Annotated in this window: 21 protein-coding genes; 13 read left to right on the forward strand and 8 right to left on the reverse strand. The window is 36.2% G+C overall.

Features of this window, described 5'->3' with window-relative positions; translation table 11 throughout:
• Positions 1-13 precede the first annotated feature (13 nt).
• Positions 14-388, reverse strand: a complete 375-nt coding sequence (locus tag B3C16_RS02935; protein ID WP_121313486.1) for a DoxX family protein — start codon at positions 386-388, stop codon at positions 14-16.
• Between the two features lie 193 nt (positions 389-581).
• Between B3C16_RS02935 and B3C16_RS02940 the strand changes: the two genes are divergently transcribed.
• From B3C16_RS02940 to B3C16_RS02960, 5 genes are all read left to right on the forward strand, one after another.
• On the forward strand, positions 582-1,868 hold the full coding sequence (locus B3C16_RS02940; protein ID WP_291128571.1) for an anthranilate synthase component I family protein: 1,287 nt from the start codon (positions 582-584) through the stop codon (positions 1,866-1,868).
• 44 nt (positions 1,869-1,912) lie between these two features.
• Positions 1,913-2,266 carry a four helix bundle protein gene (locus B3C16_RS02945; RefSeq protein ID WP_291128573.1) on the forward strand — a complete coding sequence of 118 codons (354 nt, stop codon included), beginning with the start codon at positions 1,913-1,915 and terminating at the stop codon, positions 2,264-2,266.
• Between the two features lie 36 nt (positions 2,267-2,302).
• The gene (gene tilS, locus B3C16_RS02950) at positions 2,303-3,637 is read left to right on the forward strand and encodes a tRNA lysidine(34) synthetase TilS (protein ID WP_291128575.1); all 1,335 of its coding nucleotides are present in this window, start codon (positions 2,303-2,305) and stop codon (positions 3,635-3,637) included.
• Positions 3,637-5,622 (forward strand): protein-disulfide reductase DsbD family protein, encoded by a 1,986-nt coding sequence (locus B3C16_RS02955; protein WP_291128577.1) that lies wholly within the window; start codon positions 3,637-3,639, stop codon positions 5,620-5,622. The genes tilS and B3C16_RS02955 overlap by 1 nt, the downstream gene beginning before the upstream one ends.
• A 104-nt stretch (positions 5,623-5,726) precedes the next feature.
• Entirely contained in the window at positions 5,727-7,502 is a 1,776-nt protein-coding gene (locus B3C16_RS02960; protein ID WP_291128579.1) for an Ig-like domain-containing protein, read from the forward strand.
• Positions 7,503-7,555: 53 nt separating this feature from the next.
• Here the strand turns inward: B3C16_RS02960 and B3C16_RS02965 are convergent, their stop codons facing one another.
• Positions 7,556-8,080: a hypothetical protein gene (locus B3C16_RS02965; RefSeq protein ID WP_121313492.1), complete on the reverse strand. Its 525-nt coding sequence runs from the start codon at positions 8,078-8,080 to the stop codon at positions 7,556-7,558.
• 144 nt (positions 8,081-8,224) lie between these two features.
• On the opposite strand from B3C16_RS02965, the gene B3C16_RS02970 reads away from it, so the two are divergent.
• Together B3C16_RS02970 and B3C16_RS02975 are read left to right on the forward strand one after the other, a co-directional pair.
• Complete coding sequence (locus B3C16_RS02970) at positions 8,225-10,555, forward strand: ATP-dependent helicase (RefSeq protein WP_291128580.1); 2,331 nt, start codon at positions 8,225-8,227, stop codon at positions 10,553-10,555.
• An 89-nt stretch (positions 10,556-10,644) separates the two neighbouring features.
• Positions 10,645-11,265 (forward strand): L-threonylcarbamoyladenylate synthase, encoded by a 621-nt coding sequence (locus tag B3C16_RS02975; RefSeq protein ID WP_121313494.1) that lies wholly within the window; start codon positions 10,645-10,647, stop codon positions 11,263-11,265.
• Between the two features lie 96 nt (positions 11,266-11,361).
• On the opposite strand, the gene B3C16_RS02980 is transcribed toward B3C16_RS02975, so the two are convergent.
• The 3 genes from B3C16_RS02980 to B3C16_RS02990 form a co-directional block, all read right to left on the reverse strand.
• Complete coding sequence (locus B3C16_RS02980; RefSeq protein WP_121313495.1) at positions 11,362-12,198, reverse strand: OmpA/MotB family protein; 837 nt, start codon at positions 12,196-12,198, stop codon at positions 11,362-11,364.
• 82 nt (positions 12,199-12,280) lie between these two features.
• Positions 12,281-13,291, reverse strand: a complete 1,011-nt coding sequence (locus B3C16_RS02985; RefSeq protein ID WP_291128584.1) for a glycosyltransferase family 2 protein — start codon at positions 13,289-13,291, stop codon at positions 12,281-12,283.
• 3 nt (positions 13,292-13,294) lie between these two features.
• Positions 13,295-13,738, reverse strand: a complete 444-nt coding sequence (locus tag B3C16_RS02990) for a type I restriction enzyme HsdR N-terminal domain-containing protein (RefSeq protein WP_121313497.1) — start codon at positions 13,736-13,738, stop codon at positions 13,295-13,297.
• A gap of 115 nt (positions 13,739-13,853) precedes the next feature.
• On the opposite strand from B3C16_RS02990, the gene holA reads away from it, so the two are divergent.
• The 5 genes from holA (at position 13,854) to B3C16_RS03015 (ending at position 20,554) form a co-directional block, all read left to right on the forward strand.
• Entirely contained in the window at positions 13,854-14,858 is a 1,005-nt protein-coding gene (gene holA / locus B3C16_RS02995; protein WP_121313498.1) for a DNA polymerase III subunit delta, read from the forward strand.
• A 48-nt stretch (positions 14,859-14,906) separates the two neighbouring features.
• On the forward strand, positions 14,907-16,187 hold the full coding sequence (locus tag B3C16_RS03000; protein ID WP_291128587.1) for a metal-dependent hydrolase family protein: 1,281 nt from the start codon (positions 14,907-14,909) through the stop codon (positions 16,185-16,187).
• 152 nt (positions 16,188-16,339) lie between these two features.
• Entirely contained in the window at positions 16,340-16,522 is a 183-nt protein-coding gene (locus tag B3C16_RS03005) for a CAL67264 family membrane protein (protein WP_121313500.1), read from the forward strand.
• Between the two features lie 48 nt (positions 16,523-16,570).
• Entirely contained in the window at positions 16,571-18,265 is a 1,695-nt protein-coding gene (gene ettA / locus B3C16_RS03010) for an energy-dependent translational throttle protein EttA (RefSeq protein WP_291128590.1), read from the forward strand.
• A gap of 78 nt (positions 18,266-18,343) precedes the next feature.
• Complete coding sequence (locus B3C16_RS03015) at positions 18,344-20,554, forward strand: response regulator (protein ID WP_121313502.1); 2,211 nt, start codon at positions 18,344-18,346, stop codon at positions 20,552-20,554.
• On the opposite strand, the gene B3C16_RS03020 is transcribed toward B3C16_RS03015, so the two are convergent.
• Both B3C16_RS03020 and B3C16_RS03025 read right to left on the reverse strand, forming a co-directional pair.
• Positions 20,551-21,807: a DEAD/DEAH box helicase gene (locus B3C16_RS03020; RefSeq protein ID WP_291128592.1), complete on the reverse strand. Its 1,257-nt coding sequence runs from the start codon at positions 21,805-21,807 to the stop codon at positions 20,551-20,553. The genes B3C16_RS03015 and B3C16_RS03020 overlap by 4 nt on opposite strands.
• A gap of 129 nt (positions 21,808-21,936) precedes the next feature.
• A complete protein-coding gene (locus B3C16_RS03025) occupies positions 21,937-22,974 on the reverse strand; it encodes a formimidoylglutamase (RefSeq protein WP_121313504.1) in 1,038 nt (345 codons plus the stop codon).
• Between the two features lie 107 nt (positions 22,975-23,081).
• Here B3C16_RS03025 and B3C16_RS03030 point away from each other — a divergent pair, with 107 nt between their 5' ends.
• Positions 23,082-23,966, forward strand: coding sequence for a hypothetical protein (locus B3C16_RS03030; RefSeq protein WP_121313505.1), 885 nt, complete (start codon positions 23,082-23,084; stop codon positions 23,964-23,966).
• A 49-nt stretch (positions 23,967-24,015) separates the two neighbouring features.
• On the opposite strand, the gene hutI is transcribed toward B3C16_RS03030, so the two are convergent.
• Entirely contained in the window at positions 24,016-25,254 is a 1,239-nt protein-coding gene (hutI, locus tag B3C16_RS03035) for an imidazolonepropionase (protein ID WP_121313506.1), read from the reverse strand.
• Positions 25,255-25,283 lie beyond the last annotated feature (29 nt).

The following is a 25,283-nucleotide window of genomic DNA, read 5'->3' on the forward strand; positions in this document are numbered from 1 at the left end:
TCGGGACGTTTTTTTATGGTGTGAAAACTGATTTGTAATTGTTCCAATAGCGATAAATTAAAAATAGATTGCCTAAGAAAAGTAAGGCCGCAATCCATAAAGTTTCCGGTGACATAAAATAATTGATTAGTAAAATATTCAAGGTTACCGGTAAAATAACAATATTGGCTAAAGTAACATACCGACCTATAACATACGAAATGCCACATAACAATTCAACCGCTTTGGCCAAAGGGATTAAATAGGTAGAAGCCACTAAACCGGTATTAAATGCTTTGAAATTTCCGGTGGCTTCTGTTTCGGGAGCTAATTTCAGGAAGAAACTAATTGAGGCAAACAGTAAAAATAATCCAATAAGGATTCGAATAATAATGGTAGCGATTTTCATGATGATTGAATTTAATTGATTGTTCTATCAAAGTTAAACAAAAAAAGTAAAGATTTTTACGAAAGCTACTTATTTCATTATCAGTTATATTGCGTTAGTTTTGCCACGGTTTTTTGAAGTTACTCAGATTGCCGGTTTTTATAAACGAAACATTATTTTTTGTTGTAATTTTGATTTCTTTAAAAAGCACTCCTTGAGAACCATTATTTCTAAAAAAATTGTCCAAACCGATACTTTCAAAAACCAATTATTGGCTTGGTCGCAACAATTCAGTCAAGTAGTTTTTTTGGATTCCAATGCCTATCAACAAAAGTATTCTAGTTATGACTGTGTTGTAGCTCTTGATGCTTTTACATCCATAAAAACAGACTATCACAATGCTTTTGAAGATTTAAAACAGTACCAACAACAAACCAAAGATTGGCTTTTCGGCTATTTGTCTTATGACCTGAAAAATGATACTGAAGTCTTAGAATCTAACAATTTTGACGGTTTAGATTTTCCCGATTTGTTTTTCTTCCAACCTAAGAAATTATTTTTGCTCAAAGGAGATCAATTGGAGATTCATTATTTGCGAATGTGTGATGATGAAATAGATTCTGATTTAGAAGAAATAAACAAGTGTTCAGTGTTCAGTGCTGAGTGTTCAGAAATTAGTTTGAAACACAGAATTTCCAAAGAAAACTACCTTGCCAAAGTCACCGAAATGCTCAACCACATTCACCGCGGGGATATTTATGAAGCGAATTTTTGCATAGAGTTTTATGCAGAAAAAGCCAAAATTAACCCTTTAGAAATTTACCAAAAACTCAACAGCATTTCAAAACCGCCATTTGCTGCTTATTTTAAAAACAACCATCAGTATTTGCTTTGCGCTTCGCCTGAACGCTATTTGAGAAAAGAAAGAAACAAAGTTATTTCCCAGCCGATAAAAGGTACGGCCAAGCGTTATACCGACGAAGTTTCAGACCAAAAAGCAAAAACCGATTTAGCCGAAAATCCAAAGGAACGATCGGAAAATATCATGATTGTCGATTTAGTCCGAAACGATTTGTCGCATACGGCTACTAAAGGTTCTGTTGAAGTAGAAGAACTTTGCGGGATTTATTCTTTTGAGCAAGTCCATCAAATGATTTCAACAGTAGTTTCGACCGTGGAGGATTCGATTTCGCCTGTAGAAATTCTGCGAACAACTTTCCCTATGGGAAGCATGACCGGCGCACCCAAAATTTCCGCTATGAAAATCATTGAAGATTTGGAAGATACCAAACGAGGTTTGTACAGCGGCGCCGTTGGTTATTTTACACCAAACAATGATTTCGATTTCAATGTTGTCATTCGAAGTATTTTATACAATACCCAAAACGAGTATTTGTCTTTTTCTGTTGGAAGCGCTATTACGTCACAAGCTATTCCTGAGTTAGAATATGAAGAGTGTTTGTTGAAAGCGAAAGCCATGTTCGAAGTGTTGAAATATTAGGGATTAGCGAAAAGGGATAAGTTAAAAGTTTTAAATGTAGAGATATGACAAGTTATAGAGATTTGATCGTTTGGCAAAAATCAATGAGTTTGGTAACGCTGATTTATAAATTAGTTCTTCAGTTACCTGAAAATGAAAAATACGGATTGACCTCTCAAATAAAAAGAAGTGCTATTTCGATTCCTTCTAATATTGCGGAAGGTTATGGAAGGAATTATAGAAAAGATTATTCGAGATTTTTACAAATTGCCCGAGGTTCATTATTTGAAAATCAAACTCAGTTGGAAATTGCAGTTAATTTAGATTTTATAAAAGCTGATGATTTAGAAGAAATTAAAGAGCTATCAATTGAAGTCGAAAAAATGTTAAATTCGTTAATTAAAAAGCTAGAGGAATAACTTATCCCTTTTCCCTAATCCCTTTTGACTTAAAATATGTTTGAGCAATTCCAAAATCACATCAATGAAAATCTTTCTTTTTTAAAAGGGAAAAAGTTGCTATTGGCTACGAGCGGCGGTGTTGACAGCATGGTTTTGTTGAATTTGTGTTACCAATTAAAATTAGATTTTGCCGTTGCGCATTGTAATTTTCAATTGCGCGAAAGCGAAAGCGATGAAGACGAGGACTTCGTCAAAAATCAAATCTCAATATTGTCACATCGAGCGCAGTCGAGATGCCAAATTCCAATATTCATTCAAAGATTCGACACCAAGGCTTTTGCCGAACAAAATAAACTTTCCATTCAAGTTGTCGCACGAAACCTTCGTTATGAGTGGTTTTATACGCTTTTGGCAAAACATAATTTTGATTACGTCTTAACGGCACATCATCTCGATGACAGTTTGGAAACCTTTTTAATCAACTTTACGCGTGGTTCAGGTTTAGACGGTTTGACCGGCATTCCTGAGCAAAATGATAAGATTGTTCGACCGTTATTAGCCTTTTCCAGAAAGGAAATTGAAGCTTTCGCCAAAGAAAATCAAATCACTTGGCGTGAAGACAGCAGTAACGCTTCGGATAAATATTTGCGAAACAAATTGCGTCACGACGTGATTCCGATACTGAAAGAACTGAACCCGAGTTTGCTGTCGTCTTTTGAAAATACGATTAGTCATTTGAAACAAAGTCAATCTTTGGCTCAAGATGCGGCTAAAAATTTGTATCAAAAAGTAGTCACTGAAGAAGAACACCATACGGTTATCGACTTACCCAAGTTGCTCAAATACCGAAATTATAAAGCCTATTTGTTCGATTGGCTTCAACCTTTTGGCTTTGCCGATTGGATTTCGGTTTATGATCTAATCAATGCGCAATCGGGAAAGCAAGTCTTGTCTGAAACCCATATACTATTGAAAAACAGAGATTCCTTATTGTTATTTCCAAAACAAAATATTGTAAGTGATGAAGTGTTTTGGGTGCAGAAAGAACAATCCGAAGTTAAAATTCCCTTAAAACTTGACTTTTGTAACGTAAGTGACATTTCACTTCAATCAACTAATACTATCTTTGTCGATGAAGATTTGTTGCAGTTTCCTTTGACCATTCGCCGTTGGCAAGAAGGTGATTTTTTTCAACCTTTTGGGATGACCGGGAAAAAGAAATTGAGCAAGTATTTCAAAGATGAAAAGTTCTCTTTATTGGAAAAAAGCAATGTTTGGCTACTCTGTTCCGATGATAAAATTGTTTGGATAGTAGGGAAAAGACAAGATGAACGGTTCAAGGTAACAGCAACAACAACTAAAATTTTAAAAATCAATTACACCAACTAATGAAGAAAGCACTATTTTTTCTTTTCAGTTTTTTGGCTTTCGCCAATATAAATGCCCAAATCGTTAATCCGGTAAAGTGGACGACTAAAGTCGAAAAAATCAGCGATACCGAATTCAATTTGGTGATGGAAGGGAAAATCGAAGACAACTGGCATGTTTATTCTCAATTTACGCCTGAAAACGGACCATTAGCGGCCGAATTCAAATTCAAAGAAGTTAAAGGAAACTATGAGTTGGTGGGCAAAGTCAAAGAAAGTCCCTATAAAAAGCAATACAACGATGTTTTTGAAGTTGACGAATATTATTTTGAAAAGAACGTAACTTTTACCCAAAAAGTAAAGATAACCAATCCGAATCTGAAGACTATAAGAGCCACGATTGATTACCAAGTGTGTAAAGAGGTTTGTATCAATCAGGATAATACTTTTACATTTCCATTACCAAAGATTTCCATAACCAATCCGAAAGTGGTTGTTACAGTTGACACTATAAAAGATGATACAGTTCAAGCAGTAAAAGAAGCCGATAAACCAACTGCTGTGGCAAAAGTGGCTGAACCAAAAAAAGAAGAAGATAGAGGTTTGTTGACGATTTTTTTCTTGGCCTTTTTAGGCGGATTTGCGGCTTTATTAACACCATGTGTTTTTCCAATGATTCCAATGACGGTGAGCTTTTTTACCAAGCAAAGTAAAAATCCCGGGCAAGGCAAACGCAACGCCATTTTATATGGACTTTCCATTATCGCCATTTATGTGGTTTTAGGATTAGCGATAACGGCTATTTTTGGTGCCGATGCTTTGAATGCATTATCTACGAATCCTTGGTTTAACTTGTTTTTCTTTTTATTGTTAGTGGTTTTTGCAGTGTCATTTTTAGGTGCTTTTGAAATCATGTTGCCGAATTCTTGGGCCAATAAGGTGGATAAACAAGCTGATAGAGGTGGTATTATCGGGATATTATTCATGGCTTTGGCCTTAGCTATCGTTTCCTTTTCTTGTACCGGACCAATTGTTGGAACGCTATTGGTAGAATCAGCGACCAAAGGTGGCATTGCGCCAATTGTCGGAATGCTTGGTTTTTCGTCGGCATTAGCCTTGCCGTTTATGTTGTTTGCGATGTTCCCGAGTTGGTTAAATTCATTGCCAAAATCAGGTGGTTGGTTGAATACCGTTAAAGTTTCACTAGGTTTTTTAGAATTGGCTTTAGCCTTTAAATTTTTATCCAATGCGGATTTAGTATTACAATTGCATTTATTAGAAAGAGAAGTTTTCTTGGCCATTTGGATTGCCGTATTTGGCGTTTGGGCTTTGTATTTGTTAGGTAAAATTACCACGCCACATGACAGTCCGTTATCACACATTTCGGTAGGAAGATTGTCTTTAGGGTTATTGGTTTTAGCATTTACCGTTTATATGATTCCGGGATTGTTTGGCGCACCGTTAAAATTAATTAGTGCTTTTCCGCCACCACAAACGTATAGCGAAAGTCCGCGAGGATTTTTTGGTAACACATCAACCTCAAAAGAAACTTTACCCGATGGCGCCAAATTAGGAGAACACGACATAATTACCTTTACCGATTATGAAAAAGGGTTGGCCTACGCCAAAGAAGTCAATAAACCTGTCATGATTGATTTTACAGGTCATGCTTGCGTCAATTGTCGTAAGATGGAAATCAATGTCTGGTCAGACGAAAAGGTGTTGAATATTTTGAAAAATGACGTAGTGTTAATTTCTTTGTATGTAGATGAAAATATCGATTTGCCTAAAAATGAGCAGTTCATCTCTAAATCAACCGGTTCAGAAATTGTAACTGTTGGTGACAAATGGACTGATTTTATGATAACTAAATATAAAACCAACACGCAGCCGCTCTATGTTTTAATCGATTTAGAAGAACAAAACTTAAACAATCCGATTAGTTATACTCCAAATATCAACGAATATCTGGCTTGGCTTAAAGATGGTGTTTCTAAATTTAAATAGTATAATGAATCCTGATGAAAATCAGGATTTTTTTATTTCCTTATTTTTCTGACGCAACCAAACTAGATTTTTTATATCTTCATTGTAAACAAAACCTATCCTTTATGAAAAAAATCCATTCCCTACTGTGTTTACTACTTTTGTTAGTGGTGTTTTCAAGTTGTGAGTCTAACGACGATAACAACAATTCAAGTCCGAATGATGAGACTTTCACTCAAAACTTTGGCAATTCAGTCAATCGTGATTTTATAGGTCAAGTAGTCGATAGTGATAATAATCCAATACAAGGCGTAACCATCAAAATTGGTTCTTCAACGACACAGACCGATGTTAACGGTGTTTTCATAATCAATGGTGCTGAGGTCTATCAGCGTTTTGCTTACATCACCGCTAAAAAAACCGGCTACCTTGACGGTTCACGTTCTATGGTTCCTACAAGCGGTAAAAACAATGTGAAAATTATGTTGTTGCCCTTTGCGCCTCTCGAAACTATCCAATCAGGACAGACTAGCGAAGTGTCTATATATTCGGGAACCAAAGTGGTATTTGATGGTGCTTTTCAAGACGAAAACGGTGCAGATTACAATGGTCCGGTTAGCGTATCGATGTTTCATTTAACACCCTCTGATGAAAACATCAGTAAGTTGATGCCGGGTATGTTATACGCACAAACCGAAACCAATGAGCAAGCCATTTTAGAAACTTTTGGAATGATTAATGTAGAATTGCGTGGCAGTGCCGGACAAAAATTAAACATTAAAGAAGGTCACACGGCTGAAATTACTTTACGAATCGATGACAGTCAAATTGCAACTGCGCCGAATACCATTCCGTTATGGCATTTTGATGAAACAAAAGGTTATTGGAAACAAGACGGTGAAGCCACAAAAGTCGGCAACAAATACGTCGGCGAAGTATCTCATTTCTCTTGGTGGAATTGTGATGCCCAATTTCCAACAGTTACTTTAACACTCACTGTAGTTGATGGCAATGGCAACGGAATTTCAAATGTTGGCGTTGGATTAATTGCCAATGGCAATACATGGCCGGTAATGGGTTATACAGATATTGATGGTCAAGTTTCAGGATTAATTCCTGCGAATCAAACTTTAGTTTTAAATGTTTATCCGGATTATTTCAGTTGTAATTCTAGTAATATTATTTACACCACTTCCATCGGTCCATTTACTGCCAATACTACTTTACCGAATATTGTTATTAACAATTCGCCTACTAATTTGAGTTCAACGGTAGTAGGTAATTTATTGAAATGTAATAATACCAATGTAACTAATGGTTATGTAATATTAAGCAGAGCAGGAGGATATTCAGTATCGCCGGTGACCAATGGCGCTTTTAGTTTCAATGAAATTTATTGTCCAAGTAATACACAATTTACCTTGAAAGGATTTGATATGGATAACTTGCAAGTAACAGATTCTATTGCTTATAATTTTACGGCGCCAATCACTAACATTGGTAATCTTCAGGCTTGTACCGCAGTGGATGAATTTATTTCTTATCAAATTGATGGTGGTACTTCGGTTTTTTTAATCCAGCAAGTAAACGGTGGATCTGAAGGCAATATCACAAATCCTAATGGTTTATATCTTAACGCTTCCAATGGTAACGGAAGTTTATACATTTGGGGGAATACCGATATTCCAGGTGTGTATACAACAGCTCAGTTTTCAATAGAAGGAAATGGCGTTGGGTACATTGGTTCTGGTACTACAAACACCGTTCAATTCAATCTCAATCAGGCAGGCCCTATTGGTCAATATATTGATTTGACTTTTAGCGGAACCTATCAAGATAGTCAAGTCGCAGGTGTAACACACACTATAACCGGGGTTGCCCACGTAATAAGAGATAACTAATGAAAAATATTAGTCTATAAAAAAAGCCTTCTCAATTGAGAAGGCTTTTTTTGTTATCCTAAAACTTGACTGACTTCACTTTTCAGAAACGCCAAGGCTACATTGGTAGCGACTTCATCTTGAAGCAAGTTACTCAGTATTTTTTCTCTTAATTTGTCTGCATCTGTAACCGAAGTATCAGCGGTTGTTTTTCTGATGTTTTGAATGATGGTATTTTTGGCGGTCATGACCATGGTCCAACATTCATCGGTAATGTAAATTTGTTGGGTTAAATTGTGCTCAAATTCTTGTTCGATATGGTGTATCAACAAATTTTGATAAGCGGCTTTATCATCATTCATCGGCGCAACTCTAATCAACAACTTCGCCGGATTGATGCGTTCTAAAAACAAAGCCATTCGCTCATAAGCTTGCAAACGCAAAGGCAAAGCTTGTTTCTGATTCTCTTTTTGGGCTAACCAACGACGCGTATGCTGTTGGTCTTTGAAATAACTGTTAAATAAATAATAAGCCACACCGCCCGTAATTAGGGATGGAATGGCGTACATCATCAATTCTAAAATTTTATCTGCATTCATAAGTTATATCGACTAAAAATTGTTGACAAATATAATAGAAATACCCTTAAATCTCTATTGCAATTCAGGTTTAGTAACGCTAAATTTGTCCATTACAATTTTTTACCTTAGTGCCTCAGAACCTTAGCAACTTAGTTTCTTAAAATGCAACAATACATTTCCCAACTCAACGAAGCCCAACAAGCTCCGGTTTTCCAAAAGGATGGCCCAATGATTATCATTGCCGGCGCCGGTTCTGGAAAAACGCGTGTGTTGACCGTTCGTATTTCGTATCTGATGAGTTTGGGTGTCGATGCGTTTAATATTTTGGCATTAACGTTTACCAACAAAGCCGCACGCGAAATGAAAAAGCGTATTTCGGATATTGTGGGAACCAATGAAGCTAAGAATCTTTGGATGGGAACATTCCACTCCGTATTTGCTAAGATTTTGCGAATAGAAGCGGAGAAGTTAGGTTATCCGTCGAACTTTACGATTTATGATACACAAGATAGTGTTCGATTGATTTCGGCGATTATCAAGGAAAACCAACTGGACAAAGACATCTACAAACCCAAACAAGTTTACAGTAGAATTTCTTCCTATAAAAATTCGCTGATAACTGTAAAAGCGTATTTCAACAATCCCGAATTGATGGAAGCCGATGCCATGAGCAAAAAGCCACGCATGGGTGAGATTTATCAACAATATGTAGAGCGTTGTTTCAAAAGCGGCGCGATGGATTTTGATGATTTATTGTTAAAAACGAATGAATTGTTAAATCGTTTTCCGGATGTTTTGGCCAAATACCAAGATAGATTCCGTTACATTTTAGTAGATGAGTACCAAGACACCAACCATTCACAGTACTTAATTGTTCGTGCTTTATCAGATAGATTCCAAAATATTTGCGTCGTTGGCGATGATGCGCAAAGTATTTATGCCTTTCGTGGTGCCAATATCAATAACATTCTGAACTTCCAAAAGGATTATGAGAACGTGCAAACCTATCGTTTGGAGCAAAATTATCGTTCGACCAAGAACATAGTAGAAGCCGCCAATTCGATTATCGATAAGAATAAAACCAAGTTGGATAAAATCGTTTGGACAGCGAACGATTTTGGTCCCAAAATAAAAGTCCATAGAAGCATTACCGACGGAGAAGAAGGCCGTTTTGTTGCCGGAGAAATCTTTGAGCAAAAAATGCGCAACCAAATGATGAACGGACAGTTTGCTATTTTGTATCGTACCAATGCTCAATCTCGCGCGATGGAAGATGCGTTGCGCAAGCGCGATATTCCGTACCGAATTTATGGCGGTTTGTCTTTCTACCAAAGAAAAGAAATCAAAGACGTCTTGTGTTATTTGCGATTGGTTATCAATCCGAAAGACGAAGAAGCTTTGGTACGCGTCATCAATTATCCGGCAAGAGGTATTGGTGATACGACTGTAGAAAAACTGACTGTAGCTGCCAATCATTACAAACGTTCCATATTTGAAGTGATGGAACACATTGATAAAATTGATTTAAAACTCAATTCAGGAACCAAACAAAAAATTGAGGACTTTGTCACGATGATTAAAAGTTTTCAAGTGATTAACGAACAGCAAGACGCTTTTGTGTTGACCGAACATGTGGCCAAAAAAACCGGTTTGGTGCAAGAACTCAAAAAAGACGCCACGCCCGAAGGTATTGCTCGTATCGAAAACATCGAAACTTTAATGGGCGGTATCAAAGATTTTATCGAAGGTCAAAGAGAAATTGACGGCGCTCGTGGTGCTTTATCTGAATTTTTAGAAGATGTAGCTTTGGCTACTGATTTAGACAATGACACCGGCGATGACGACCGAGTAGCTTTGATGACGATTCACTTGGCAAAAGGTTTGGAGTTTCCGTATGTATTTGTCGTAGGCATGGAAGAGGATTTATTTCCGAGTGCGATGAGTATGAATACGCGTAGCGAACTCGAAGAAGAACGCCGTTTGTTTTATGTAGCGTTAACGCGTGCCGAACATCAAGCGTATCTGACTTATGCCCAATCGCGTTACCGTTGGGGAAAACTGACCGATGCCGAACCTTCGCGTTTTATTGAAGAAATCAAAGATGAGTATATAGAATACATCAATCCGATGGATACCGGCGGTTATCGTTATAAACCAACGATTGATTTGGATATTTTTGGCGATATAGATAAATCGAAATTGCGTTTGGCAAAACCGGTAACCGGAACGCCACCAAAAACTTATGGAGAAGAAACTTCTTCTTCGGTAAATATTCGTAAATTGAAACCTGTATCAAGCAATGCACCAAGCAATCCCAATTTATTCGACAGCAAATTGACCATTGGCAACAAAGTAATGCACGAACGTTTTGGTAAAGGTGAAATTGTAAACTTAGAAGGTATTGGTGCCGACAGAAAAGCGGAAATCAAGTTTGAAGTGGGCGGCATTAAGAAGTTGTTGCTGCGGTTTGCGAAACTAGATGTGATTGGATAGCATTAAGCTTTAGGCAATAAGCCATAAGCAATTAGTGTAAATAATTTAATGCCTATAGCATAAAGCTTAAGGCTTAAAGCATAAAAAAAATGGCCGAATTCATTAAAATTTACGAAGACAAACCCAACGAAGCCGCTATCAAAAAAGTGGTTGAGGTTTTGCGCAATGGAGGTTTAGTGATTTATCCAACTGATACCGTTTATGGTTTGGGTTGTGATATTACCAATACAAAAGCTTTGGAACGCATTGCCAAAATAAAAGGGATTAAATTGGAGAAAGCCAATTTCTCTTTCGTTTGCAGTGATTTAAGCAATTTGTCAGATTATGTAAAGCAGATTGATACTTCGACTTTTAAAATCCTTAAAAGAGCACTTCCCGGACCTTATACCTTTATTTTACCGGGAAATAATGATTTACCCAGAGAATTTCGAAAAAAGAAAACTGTTGGTATTCGTGTTCCCGACAATAATATCGCTTTAGAGATTGTAAAAATGCTGGGCAATCCAATTGTTTCGACCTCGATTCATGATGATGATGAAGTATTAGAATATTCTACTGATCCGGAACTGATTTTTGAGAAATGGCAAAACAGAGTAGATATGGTTATTGATGGTGGTTATGGAGATAACGTTGGTTCTACCATAATTGATTTGTCAGGATATGAACCGGTTGTACTTCGTGAAGGCAAAGGTAATCCTGATATCTTTTAGTATTCAGTCTCAGTTTTCAGTAACCCTATAAATAAAAAACGTCTCGATTTCTCGGGACGTTTTTTTATCTGAACACTGTTCACTGAATACGGAACACTATTTTTTCTGATTCTTCATTTCTTTCTCAATCATATCATAGAACTCATCAATTTTAGGAAGTACTACAATACGCGTTCTTCTGTTTTTAGAACGATTGTCAGCCGAAGTATTGTCTACCAACGGAATGTATTCTCCACGACCGGCAGCAATTAACTGAGAAGGTTTTACACCCAATTCTTTAGTTAAAACTCTGATGATAGCGGTTGAACGTTTCACACTCAAATCCCAGTTGTCAAGCAAAACGGCATTTCCTGTAAACGGAACGTTATCGGTGTGACCTTCAACCATACATTCGAACGTAGGCTTGTCATTGATTACTTTAGCTACTTTGGCTAAGACCTCTTTAGCTCTGTCGCTTACTACATAGCTTCCGCTTTTGAATAATAATTTGTCTGCGATAGAAATGAAAACCACTCCTTTTTCTACGTTTACTTCAATATCCGGATCAGAAATACCTACCGAACTTTTCAAGCTGGTAACCAATGCCAAGGTAACGCTGTCTTTTCTGGTCAATGCGTCTTGTAAACGGGTAATTTTAAGGTCTTTTTCTCTTAAACTTTCAAGCGATTTCTCTAGGTTTTGTGCACCTTTTGAAGTCAACATGGTCAACTCTTTTGAATTATTGATTAAATCTGAGTTGTTTTGTTTCAGATAATCATTTTGTTTTGACAAAGCGTCTTTTTCAGAAAGACACATGTTCAATTTAACGGTTGTTGAATTTAATAAGTCTTGACATTCCTTATTTTGTGCTTCTAGTGCAGCAATTTTTTTCTTAGTTCCACACGAAGTCAACGTTAAGGCAGCTAATGAAAGGGCAAAAATTACTTTTTTCATAGGTGTTTTGATTAAAATTTTAACAAAAATACGATTATTTTAAATGTGAAGAGTTTTAGGGAATGATAAACTCTTGTTAAAATCATTTCTCAAAAACGGTGCCGCTCTTGATAAAATACTTGTAAACAATACTCTTGGTTTGATAGTAGTTTTCGGAATTTGTTTTACTGCGCTTTTTTAAGTTTCTGTTTATCAAATGATAAAATTCAAAATGTGCTTTGATGATGGCCCAACAATGAATAAATTTTCCTTTTAAAATAAATTGGATTCCGGCCAAACCATCCAAACAAAGCCGGGTGAAAATGATGGAAAACAGTTTGTTTTGAGGTAAATTTTTGGTCAACATCATTAAGGAGTTTCTGAAGTTCAAGAATGTTTTTCTCGGATTGCTTTCGTTTAAAGTCGCGCCACCAACATGATAAACCACAGACTTCGAAGTGTATTTGGCTTTAAAACCCAAATTGAAAGCGCGCCAACACAAATCAATTTCTTCCTGATGCGCAAAGAAATCACCGTCAAAACCGTTTAAGGTTCGGTAAATGTCTTTTCGAATAAACAAACATGCACCGCTAGCCCAAAAAATGTTTCTTTCGTCATCGTATTGACCGTTGTCTTTTTCGATGGTTTCAAAAATACGACCACGGCAATAAGGATAACCAAATTGGTCTACAAAACCTCCGGCAGCTCCCGCATATTCAAAATATGCTTTGTTTTTGTAATCTAAAATTTTAGGCTGAATGATGCCGGTATTAGGTTCATTATCAAAGATAGTTAAAATAGGAGCGAGCCAATTTTCAGTGACTTCGATATCTGAATTGACTAAGGCATAATAGTCTTCTTCTACTTGTTCTAAAGCCACATTATAGCCATTGGCAAAGCCAAAATTATCTTCGTTTTGAATGATAGAAACTTGAGGAAATTGTGTTTTAATCACTTCAATTGAATTATCAGTTGAAGCATTGTCGGCGACATATATTTTGGCTTCATTAGAAAAAGCTACTATTGAAGGCAAGAATTGCTCCAGCAATTGGGCTCCATTCCAGTTCAATATGACTACAGCTATTCTTTTGTCTTTCATCTCTGGTCTATTCATCTCTTATTTAAAATCAGGCAACTCTTTCAAAAAAACATATTGCTCTTTCTCAAAGTCCATTTGACAAAAGTAATGATTTAGTCCGTTGGTTACCATCAAGTATTTTGCATTGAGTTTGAGGTTGTAACGCGCAATTTGATCAAAGGTATTTTGAGTGATGTTAACCTCTGGTGCTTTGCATTCAATTAGTAAAAAAATTTCACCATTAGGCTGAAAAACAACTATATCATAGCGTTTGTTTATATCATTGATTTTGATTAATTTTTCAACGTTGAGGTATGATTTCGGATAATTTTTCTCTTGTAATAAAAACTGAACGGTGTGCTGGCGAACCCATTCTTCGGGTGTGAGGATGATAAACTTTTTCCTGATATCATCAAAAATGGACACTTTATTTTCACTATTTTTGAAGCGAAACGAATAAGCAGGAAAGTTGAGGTTTTGCATATAGCAAATATATAAATTTAGACAATAGACAAAGAGACCGAAGACGATAGACTAGCCAAACAGTCTTTATCTATCCGTCAATTATCTGTTCGTCATCTTTTATCAAAATAACACAATGGACGAAGTACTTAAAATTATCAACGATATAAAAGCCGGAAAAGTAAAACCTATCTATTTTTTGATGGGAGAAGAGCCTTATTATATCGATAGAATTACCGAATATTTGGAGCACAATCTTTTAACCGAAGAGGAGAAAGGCTTTAACCAAATGGTATTATACGGTCGTGATACAACCATTGATGATATTGTTTCCAATGCCAAGCGCTATCCGATGATGGCGGAACGCCAAGTCGTGATTGTAAAAGAAGCACAAGATTTGGCCAAAACCATTGACAAACTAGAATCTTATGCCGAAAATCCACAACCTACGACGGTTTTGGTGATGGCTTATAAATACAAAACTCTCGACAAACGAAAAAAAATCACCAAGACTTTAGACAAACACGGCTTAGTTTATGAGAGCAAAAAAATGTATGAAAACCAAGTAGGTCAATGGATTACACGTGTTTTACAAGGAAAGGGTTATACCATTGAACCCAAAGCGAATGCGATGTTGGTCGCGTTTTTAGGCAATGATTTAAGCAGAATTGCTAATGAATTAACCAAGCTTGAAATTATTTTGCCAAAAGGCAGTGCGATTACACCACATCATATTGAAGAAAATATAGGCTTTAGCAAAGATTTCAATGTATTCGAATTTCGAAAAGCTATTGGGGAAGGTAATCAATTAAAAGCGTATCAGATAGCCCATTATTTTGCCCAAAACCAAAAGGATAATCCTATGGTTGTTGTAAATGCTCAGGTGTTTTCTTTTTTCTCTTCTTTATTACAATACCACGGTTTAAAAGATAAATCACCTTCTAATGTAGCAAAAATATTGAAAGTCAATCCCTATTTTGTTAATGATTACATTGGTGCTGCCAAGAATTATCCTATGCGAAAAGTAAGCGGCATTGTGGCTACTTTACGCGATATTGATGTCAAGGGAAAAGGCGTTGGCGCTGCCAATCTTGAGGATGCTGATTTGTATAAAGAAATGCTCACCAGTATATTCAGGTAGATTGCATCTTTTAAAAATTACTATCTTTATCAGTCTAATATTATTCTGATGAAAAAATTATTACTCTTTGCGTCATTTTTAATTACTCCCATTTTATTTTCCCAAGAAACTTATATCCATTGTGGCAAACTTATCGATACTCGAAACGGTAAGGTGTTAACGAATAAAACGATTGTCGTTACAGGAAAAAGTATTAAAAGTATTGATGATGGTTTTTTGAATACAACAGATTCAACTATAAAAGTTATCGATTTGAAAAGTAAAACGGTAATGCCGGGATGGATTGATATGCACGTGCATTTAGAAAGCGAAACCAGTCCAACGGCTTATTTGGAAGAATTCACTCTTAATGACGCCGATGTAGCTTATAATGCTGAAGTGCTTGCTAAAACTACACTAATGGCTGGATTCACAACGGTTAGGGATTTAGGCGGAAGCGGTGTCAATGTGTCTTTGAGAAATGCAATCAGAAGCGGTAAAATAGTTGGGCCAAGAGTATTTACTGCCGAAAAATCTTTGGCTTCAACCGGTGGACATGCTGATCCAACGAGTGGTTACCGAAAAGATTTAATGGGCAATCCCGGTCCAAAAGAAGGTGTGGTGAATAGTGTTGAAGATGCTAAACAAGCGGTGCGTCAACGTTATAAAAATGGTGCCGATTGGATTAAAATTACAGCTACAGGAGGTGTTTTAAGTATGGCCAAGAGCGGTTCGAATCCGCAATTTACTGAAGAAGAAATTGCTGCAATAGTCAGTACAGCCAAAGACTATAATATGAAAGTAGCGGCTCATGCCCATGGTGATGAAGGAATGCAACGTGCAGTAAGAGCCGGTGTAAAAACTATAGAGCATGGTACGGAAATGAGCGATGCTACCATGGATTTAATGATAAAAAACAACGCCTATTTAGTACCAACTATAACAGCAGGAAAAACAGTAGCTGAAAATGCTTTGAAAGCTGATTATTATCCGGCTATTATAGTTCCTAAAGCTTTAGCCATTGGACCAAAAATCCAAGCAACCTTTGGTAAGGCATATAAAAGAGGCGTGCCCATCGCTTTTGGTACCGATGCAGGTGTTTTTGAACACGGGCTAAATGCCAAAGAATTTATTTACATGGTTGAAGCCGGAATGCCAATAATGAAAGCCATTCAATCGGCAACGATTACCAATGCATTTTTATTGGATATGGACAAGCAAATCGGTAGTATAGAACCGGGTTTTCTAGCCGATATTATTGCAACTGAACTTGACCCAACACAAGATGTCAATACGGTGTTGAAGGTGATTTTTGTAATGAAAGAAGGTGTAATTTACAAAGGTAATTAGTCAAAAGGAAAAAGGGATAAGGGAAAAGCATGATTTGCTATTATAAAGTAATTTTGCGGTTTACTTTTCTTATCCCTTTTCCCTAATCCCTTTTAACTGATAATTCATAACTTTTCACTAAATTTGCTCTCCTAAAAATAAACACCACAGATATGGCAATGAATAAAAATACAGTCTTAGGCTGGGCCACTTTTATAATGATAATTATGGGATTGTTACTAATTGCTTTAGGCGCATTTCGTTATGATGATACAGCCGGTTGGGGATTTGGGGCTGTAGGTGTTGGTTTTTTAGCCAATGCTTGGGTTTTCAGTTCACTAAAAGGAAGGGTATAAATCTAAATAATCTAAAAATCTAATATTCTAACAATCAAATTATAAAATATGTCAGATGATAAGAAAGTGATTTTCTCAATGCAACGTTTGAGTAAATCATATCAAGGAAGTGATAAACAAGTATTAAAAAACATCTATTTGAGTTTTTTCTATGGTGCCAAAATCGGTATTCTAGGTCTTAATGGTTCCGGAAAATCTTCGTTATTAAAAATCATAGCCGGAGTAGATAAAAACTACCAAGGGGATGTCGTTTTTCAACCGGGTTATACCGTAGGTTATTTAGAACAAGAACCACAATTAGACGATAGCAAAACCGTTATCGAAGTCGTTCGCGAAGGCGTAGCTGAAACGATGGCAATCTTAGACGAATTCAACAAAATCAACGATATGTTTGGTTTGCCGGAAGTGTATGAAGATGCCGATAAGATGCAAAAACTGATGGACAGACAAGCGGATCTTCAGGACAAAATTGACGCTGCCGGTGCTTGGGAAATCGACAACAAATTAGAAGTTGCTATGGATGCGTTACGCACTCCTGAAAGTGATACACCAATCAAACATTTATCAGGCGGGGAGAAACGCCGTGTGGCTTTATGTCGTTTATTATTGCAACAACCTGACGTGTTATTATTAGATGAGCCAACCAACCACTTGGATGCAGAAAGCGTTCTTTGGTTAGAACAACATTTAGCACAATATGCCGGAACTGTAATCGCAGTAACGCACGACAGGTATTTCTTAGATAATGTAGCCGGCTGGATTTTGGAACTGGACAGAGGTGAAGGTATTCCTTGGAAAGGAAACTATTCTTCTTGGTTAGATCAAAAATCTAAACGTATGGAACAAGAAGAAAAAGTAGCTTCCAAACGCAGAAAAACATTAGAACGTGAGCTGGACTGGGTTCGTCAAGGTGCTAAAGGTCGTCAGACCAAACAAAAAGCACGTTTGCAGAACTATGACAAACTTTTAAACGAAGACCAAAAAGAACTCGACGAGAAATTAGAAATCTACATTCCAAATGGTCCGAGGTTAGGAACCAACGTGATTGAAGCGAAAGGTGTAGCCAAAGCTTTTGGAGACAAATTATTATACGATAATTTGAACTTTACTTTGCCACAAGCCGGAATTGTTGGAATTATTGGGCCAAATGGTGCCGGTAAATCAACTATCTTCCGTATGATTATGGGCGAAGAAAAAGTGGATTCAGGAGAGTTTTTAGTCGGCGATACCGTTAAGATAGCTTACGTTGATCAAGCGCATTCGAATATTGATGTGAATAAATCAATTTGGGAAAACTTCTGTGACGGACAAGAATTAATCATGATGGGCGGAAGACAAGTAAATTCGAGAGCTTATTTATCTCGTTTCAACTTTGGCGGAAGCGATCAAAATAAGAAAGTAGCCGCCTTATCAGGTGGTGAACGTAACCGTTTGCATTTGGCCATGACCTTAAAAGAAGAAGGAAACGTGTTGCTATTGGATGAGCCAACGAATGATTTGGACATCAATACGCTTCGGGCGCTGGAAGAAGGTTTGGAGAATTTTGCCGGTTGCGCTGTAGTAATCAGTCACGACAGATGGTTCTTGGACAGAATTTGTACACACATCTTAGCTTTTGAAGGAGATTCAGAAGTATATTATTTTGAAGGTGGTTTCTCAGAATATGAAGAGAACAAAAAGAAGCGTTTAGGTACTGATGTTACACCAAAACGAATCAAATATAGAAAGTTGATTAGAAATTAACGATAAACCTAGAAAATCCTGAGCAATCAGGATTTTTTTTTGAAAAAAACTTTATATTTGACTCTTCTAACTAACCCAATGAATAAGATTAAACTCAATAGTTTACTTTTATTTTTACTTCTTACTTTAACCAACGTTTATTCGCATGATAATAATGCGGAGAAAGAAGTAATAAAAAAACACCTCAATCAAGCGGTTGTTGATTTTAGTGATGCGAATTATGACAAAGCACTCGAATTTTCAAAACTAGCTTTGGTTAAGGCCTTTGCAATTAATGATGATTTGTTAATTGCACAATCCTACAATACCATTGGTGCTATCTTTAATGAATGTTCAGAAACTGCGAAAGCTATTGAGTTCTACAATAAAGCTTTAGTGTATGCCAAGAAACTGAACAACGATAAGCTCTTCAATTGGATTTACGGTAATTTAGGAAGTGTGTATTACTTCAGTAATATTGATGTTAACAAAGGTATTAATTACTACAAAAAATCACTTTATTATGCTGTTAAAATTAAAGATACAGATCAAATTGAGTACACCAAACTAAATTTAGCCAGCGCTTATTTTGCTATTAAAAAATATGATTTAGGAAATGAGCAAATTAATAGCATTAAGGCACAAATTCTTAGTAAAGACAATGAAGAAGCCAAAATGTCATTGCATTTGCTACTAGGGATTTATGCCAGTAATAACAATGAAAAGGAAAGAGGAGAACAACATTTTTTTACAGCGAAATCCATAGCAGAAAAAAATAAATTCGACGCTTTTTTGATTAATATTTACGAAAATCTGGTTCGCCATTATAAACTTTATAAAGACGATGCCAATGTTCAGTTGTATCAAACGAAACTAAATTCACTCAATAATATAGTCTATTCCAAAGATAAATTGGACAACCTGAAAAAGGCTGCTGCTCAAATTGAATTACAGGAATACAAGATTCATCTTGGGAAAATTGAAAAAGAAAATGAGCAACAACAGAAAACGCTGAAAGACTCTAAGCTTATCGTTATTCTTTTTATTGTAATTCTTATCATTTTATTATTGCTGTTATTGACTTTGTATAAAAATATTAAGCTTAGAGAGCAAGCCAATTTAGAATTAACTCAAGCCAATGAAGCTTTAAAATCTGCCAAAGAAAAAGCCGAAGAAGCTTCCCAACTCAAATCACAATTTGTATCAACAATTACTCATGAATTGAGAACACCGTTGTATGGCGTCATTGGTATTACCAATATTATTACCGACGAACATAAGGAATTGGCCAATAGTCCACATCTTAAATCGCTAAAATTTTCTGCCAAATATTTATTATCGTTGGTGAATGACATTCTTCAAATTAATAAAATTGAAGAGAAAAGAGTGGTTTTAGAAAGTTTGATTTTCAATCTCACAGATGAAATTACAACCATTAAAAATTCAGTGGAATACATAGCGGATAAAAATAATAATAAGTTAAGCGTTGAAATTGACACCGCTATTCCTGAGTTTTTAATTGGTGATAAACTTCGACTTTCTCAAATCATCATGAATTTGCTAAGCAACGCTTTGAAATTTACTAAAAACGGAGAAGTTACACTTATTGCTGATTTAAAGGAAGTGGTTGATAAAAAGTATTTTATCGAATTCAAAGTTAAAGATACCGGAATCGGAATTGCCAAAGAACACCAAGACAAAATCTTTGATAAGTTTGTCCAAATAGAACGCAAAGAAGAAGATTACCAAGGCACCGGACTAGGATTGTCAATTGTTTCTAGATTGGTGCAACTTTTTGATAGTGAAATTCATTTGGAAAGCGAGGAAAATGTTGGAACTACTTTTTTCTTTACCATTGGCTTAGTCTATGACGAAGAAAAATCAAGAGAGATTATCAACAACATAGAAGTTGATTTGTCTGATACGCATTTGTATAATATTTTGGTAGTAGAAGACAATAAAATCAACCAGATGGTAACCAAAAAAATTATCCAAAACAGCAATATGAGTTGTACTATCGTGGATGATGGTTACGCGGCAATAGTGGCATTGGAACGAGAAAGATTCGATTTAATTTTGATGGATATCAATATGCCTTTGATTAATGGCTTTGAAACGACTCGAAAAATCAGAGAAAAAGGGATTACTATACCGGTAATAGCTTTGACAGCTTTCGATAAACAAGAAGTTACCGAAGAAGCTATTTCAGCCGGAATGAATGATATTATGGTCAAACCATTTGAACCTTCAAAGTTGTTCCAGGTGATTTCCAATAACATTAAGAGTAGAGAAAAAGAAAGCGTTGATTAATACCAACGCTTTTTATTTTTCTTAGAAGCTTCCGATTTTCTGGAATTATTATTGGTTCCTTCGGGTTTCTTTTTATTTCGTAAATCAGGTTTCGCATCCGGATTTGGTTCTTCATCTTTCCATGGAAACGGATGGTCTTTGATGGTTTTAACATTGACTTTAATCAATTTCAAAATATCTTTCCAATACGGTTCTTCGTCTTTTCCGCAGAATGAGATTGAGATTCCGCCATTTCCGGCACGACCGGTTCTACCTATACGGTGAACGTAAGTTTCCGGAATGTTTGGCAAATCAAAGTTGATTACATAAGGTAAACTTTCAATATCAATACCACGAGCCGCAATATCAGTAGCGACCAAAACGGTAATTTCTTTGTTTTTAAAGTTGTCCAAAACCCTTTGACGAGCGGTTTGCGATTTGTCTCCGTGTATTGCCTCAGCATTTACGCCGTGCTTCTTTAAAGCTTTAACCACATTGTCAGCGCCATGTTTGGTACGAACAAAAACCAGCACATTGCTCAAATTTTCATTGCGTATCAAATGGTAAAGTAAACCACGTTTGTCTGATTTGTCAACATAATAAATCTGCTGCTCAATAATTTCCGCCGTAGAAGAAACAGGAGTCACCGAAACATATTCGGGTTTGTTTAAAAAAGTATCCGCCAATTCACGAATCGCCATGGGCATCGTTGCCGAAAACAATAAAGTTTGTCTGTTGGTTGGAACTAATTTCACAATCTTTCTAACATCATTGATAAAGCCCATGTCCAACATTAAATCGGATTCATCTAAAACCAAATAATGCAAATGGTCAAAATCGATAAAACCTTGCTTGTGTAAGTCCAATAATCTTCCCGGAGTAGCAATTAAAATATCAATGCCTTTTTTCAATTGGTCCACTTGTGGTACTTGAGAAACACCACCAAAAATGGTTAGTTGTCTCAAATTGGTGTATTTTCCATAAGTATCAAAACTTTCGCCGATTTGTACGGCTAACTCACGTGTTGGCGTCACAACCAGGCAACGAATTTGTTTTGTTTTTTTGGACGAACCTACCATTCTGTGTAGGTTGTGTATAATTGGAATCGCAAAAGCAGCTGTTTTCCCTGTGCCGGTTTGGGCACAACCTACCAAATCTTTTCCCGCTAAAATAAAAGGAATTGCTTTTTCTTGAATAGGCGTAGGGCTTGTATATCCTTCTTCAAAGACTGCTCTTTGGATACTATTGGATAATGATAAATCTTCGAATAACATAAATTAGGATTACGATTAAGTGTAAACCGCCGCAAAGATAGCATTTTATAAGTTATGAGTTATAAATTATGAGTTAGGAGTTGTTTTCTGAATTCATAACTCATAATTTATAATTCATAATTCATTAACTCAAATAAGTTCTTTTCTCGACTTAATAAAATCAGTTACCAAATAACCAATCAATTTCCCTATAAGATGGTTATTTTTTTCTTCGCCCAAATCTGGTGCACCTTCGCAAATATGGATATAACTCGCATTTTTGTTTTTTCCAAAGAAAGAAACAAATTGGCGTAATTCTTCAATCGAAAAACCGCTCATGGTCATAGCGCTACTGGCAATATTGGGTAAAGAGTCTAAATCAATTTCAATGCCGTAAGCATCGTTTTTGATGAAATCATACGCCGTGTTTAACTCTTGTTGGAAGTTTTTTAGTTGGCGTACTTTGATCTCGTCATAAGTATTGTAGTTCACGCGGTCTTCCATTTTTTTTAAAATATCAATCACGTTTTTTGAAGTGTAATTTTCGTGCAAACCAAAGATGAAGTATTTCTTCAAAAAGCCTTCTTCATACGCATAAGAAAAGCCGTTGCCGCTATGTCTTCCTTCTAAAATTCTGAAATCGGAATGGGCATCAAAATTGATAGCATTGATGGGTTTGCCCAATCCTAATGCAGTTCCTTTAATATTTCCGTAAGCATTGTTGTGTCCGCCACCAATGATAATTGGCGTTTTACCACATTTGATAATGGTAGTTACAAGATGCACCACTTCTTTATCAATTCTTTCAACGAGTGTACTTAGTAATTTTCTATCGGCGGTTATATGAAAGTCAAGATCTTTAGCTTCTTCCATTTCTGCTGATGCATCTAGTTTACCCAATACTACAATTTGGCTTCCTTTGCAAAAACGATTGTGCTGAATGTTAGCAATACTGCTAATCGCGCTTTGCCAAGCCGAAGCCGCTCCGGGACGACCAAAATTGGCACGAACGCCAACATCTTCGGGAATTCCCAACAAAACGTATTTGGCTTCGCATCTTTTTAAAAAGTCGACATAATTCTCACCTTTTGGAATAGTCAGCATTTTTTCGCCAAATTTTACTTCGCCACTTCTGTGGTTGGTAACCTTAGCCAAATCGGTAATTGTGAAAGGAATCAATCTTTCCATTTGAAGAATATTTGCTCAAAAATATAATTTAATTGCTTATTTAACGTTACTATAATAATTATTATTACTTTATATTATTACTTTTGTTAAAATTAAAACTACAATTTATGGAAAATCAAAACGGTAATTCAAAACTTAAGGCAATCGTAGCAATCTTAGCTATATTATTAGTGGGCAGTTTGGTTTATATTTTCAAATTGACTTCAGATGCGAAGGCATTGGAAACAACAGTCGTTGAAACAAAATCTGAAAAAGAAGATGTTTTAAAAGATTTGGCTGAACTAAAAGCTACTTATGATACTGCTATAGCTGAAAACACTTCTATGTCTGATGAATTAATTGCTGAAAGAGATAAAGTGGTTAAACTAATGACCGAATTAAAATCTGCCAAAGGTGATAATGCTTCTTTGAGAAAGTACAGAGACCAATTCAAACAAATGGAGCAAAAGATGAAGAATCTGATGCAAGAAGTAGAAGTTTTGAAAGCTCAAAACCAAGAATTGACAACTGATTTAGACAGTACGAAAGTTATTTTGGAAGATTCTAAAAAATACAATCAAGTATTGGTAGGACAAAATGAAGAATTAGCAAAAACGGTTGAAAAAGGTTCAAAATTGACTGTTACTAATTTGAAAACAGCGGCTTACAAACAAAGAAGTTCAGGAAAACAAATTGAAACAGATAAAGCCAGCAGAGCTGACTTGTTGCAAGTTGCCTTTACCATCGCTGAGAACAAAATTGCTAAATCAGGAGATAAAGTTTACTATGTTCAGGTGATTGATGCTAAAAACAATGTTTTAGGAGATAAAGCAACGATTTCGTTTGGTGAAGTTTCTTTGACATATAGTTTCACAACCACTGTGAAATACGAAAACAAAACGGTAGATGTAAAAGAGCAATTACCGGGTAAAGATTTTGCTAAAGGGACTTACTTTGTAAATGTATTTGACAAAGGTGAATTGGTTTCAAAAAGCAGTTTCTCTTTAAGATAAACGATAATTAATTAATAGAAATGAAAGTCCTGAGTAATCGGGACTTTTTTTATACCATTACTTTTCCGTTGAGGATGACTTGTTCAATTAGATTGCTGCCAAAGGCATACGGTAATTCATAATAGGAATTAAGTGGTTTGGTGATAATCAAATTGGCTGATTTGCCAACGGTAATACTTCCATGAGTTGATGACAATCCCATAGCGTAAGCACCATTGATAGTTGCTGCATTAATAGCTTCTTCCGGAGTCATTTTCATTTTGATACATGCCGTTGCTACTACAAAATTCATATTCCCCGAAGGTGTTGTTCCCGGATTAAAATCGGAAGCTAAAGCCAAAGGCAAACCTGCCGAAATCATTTTTCTTGCAGGAGTATAAGGAATACTGATGAAATAGGAACAGCTCGGTAAAGCAACGGCTATCGTTTCTGTGCCTTTTAAAGCTTCAATGTCTTCATCAGTTACAATTTCGAGATGATCTACCGAAAGTGCGTTATGCTTTACGCAAGCGGCAATGCCATTGATGGCGGTGAATTGGTTCACATGTATTTTTGAACGCAACCCGAATTTTTTTCCGGCTTCCATAATTCTTTCCGTTTCTTCGACGGAGAAATAACCCGTTTCCAAAAAGGCATCGATGTAATCGGCTAGTTTTTCTTCAGCAATTTTGGGTAACATTTCGTTAAGGAGCAAATCGATATAAGCCGAATGATTTTCTTTGTATTCTAATGGAAAAGCGTGCGCACCAAGAAAAGTAGCTTTGATAGCAATCGGATAGTTTTGTGCCAATTTCTTAATTACACGAAGCATTTTCAATTCACCTTCAACTGTCAAACCGTAACCCGATTTGATTTCGACCGCGCCTGTTCCTTGCTGGATGACTTCTTCTAAACGTTTTTTGGATTGGTTATAAATGTCGCCTTCTGATGTTTCGTTCAGTTTTTTGGCCGAATTCAAAATGCCGCCACCGCGATTGGCAATTTCTTCATAAGTCAGGCCGTTGATTCTGTCTACGAATTCTTGTTCGCGATTTCCGGCGTACACAATATGGGTATGACTGTCACACCAACTTGGTAACACAATTTTGCCTGTCGCATCAATTGTTTTATCAGCATTGATTTTGGGACAATCGTTCATTGACCCAAAAGCCGCAATCGTATCATTTTCTATCAAAAGAAACGCCTCTTTAATCGAAGGCAAAATGGACATTTCGCTACCGGAAACTTTATCGATGTTAGTTTCTCTAATTTGCAATAATTCTTTGATGTTGATGATTAGCGTTTGCATACAATGATTTTTGGTAAAAATACTTTGAA

Source organism: Flavobacterium sp. UBA7682 (assembly GCF_002482945.1).
Lineage (GTDB): Bacteria > Bacteroidota > Bacteroidia > Flavobacteriales > Flavobacteriaceae > Flavobacterium.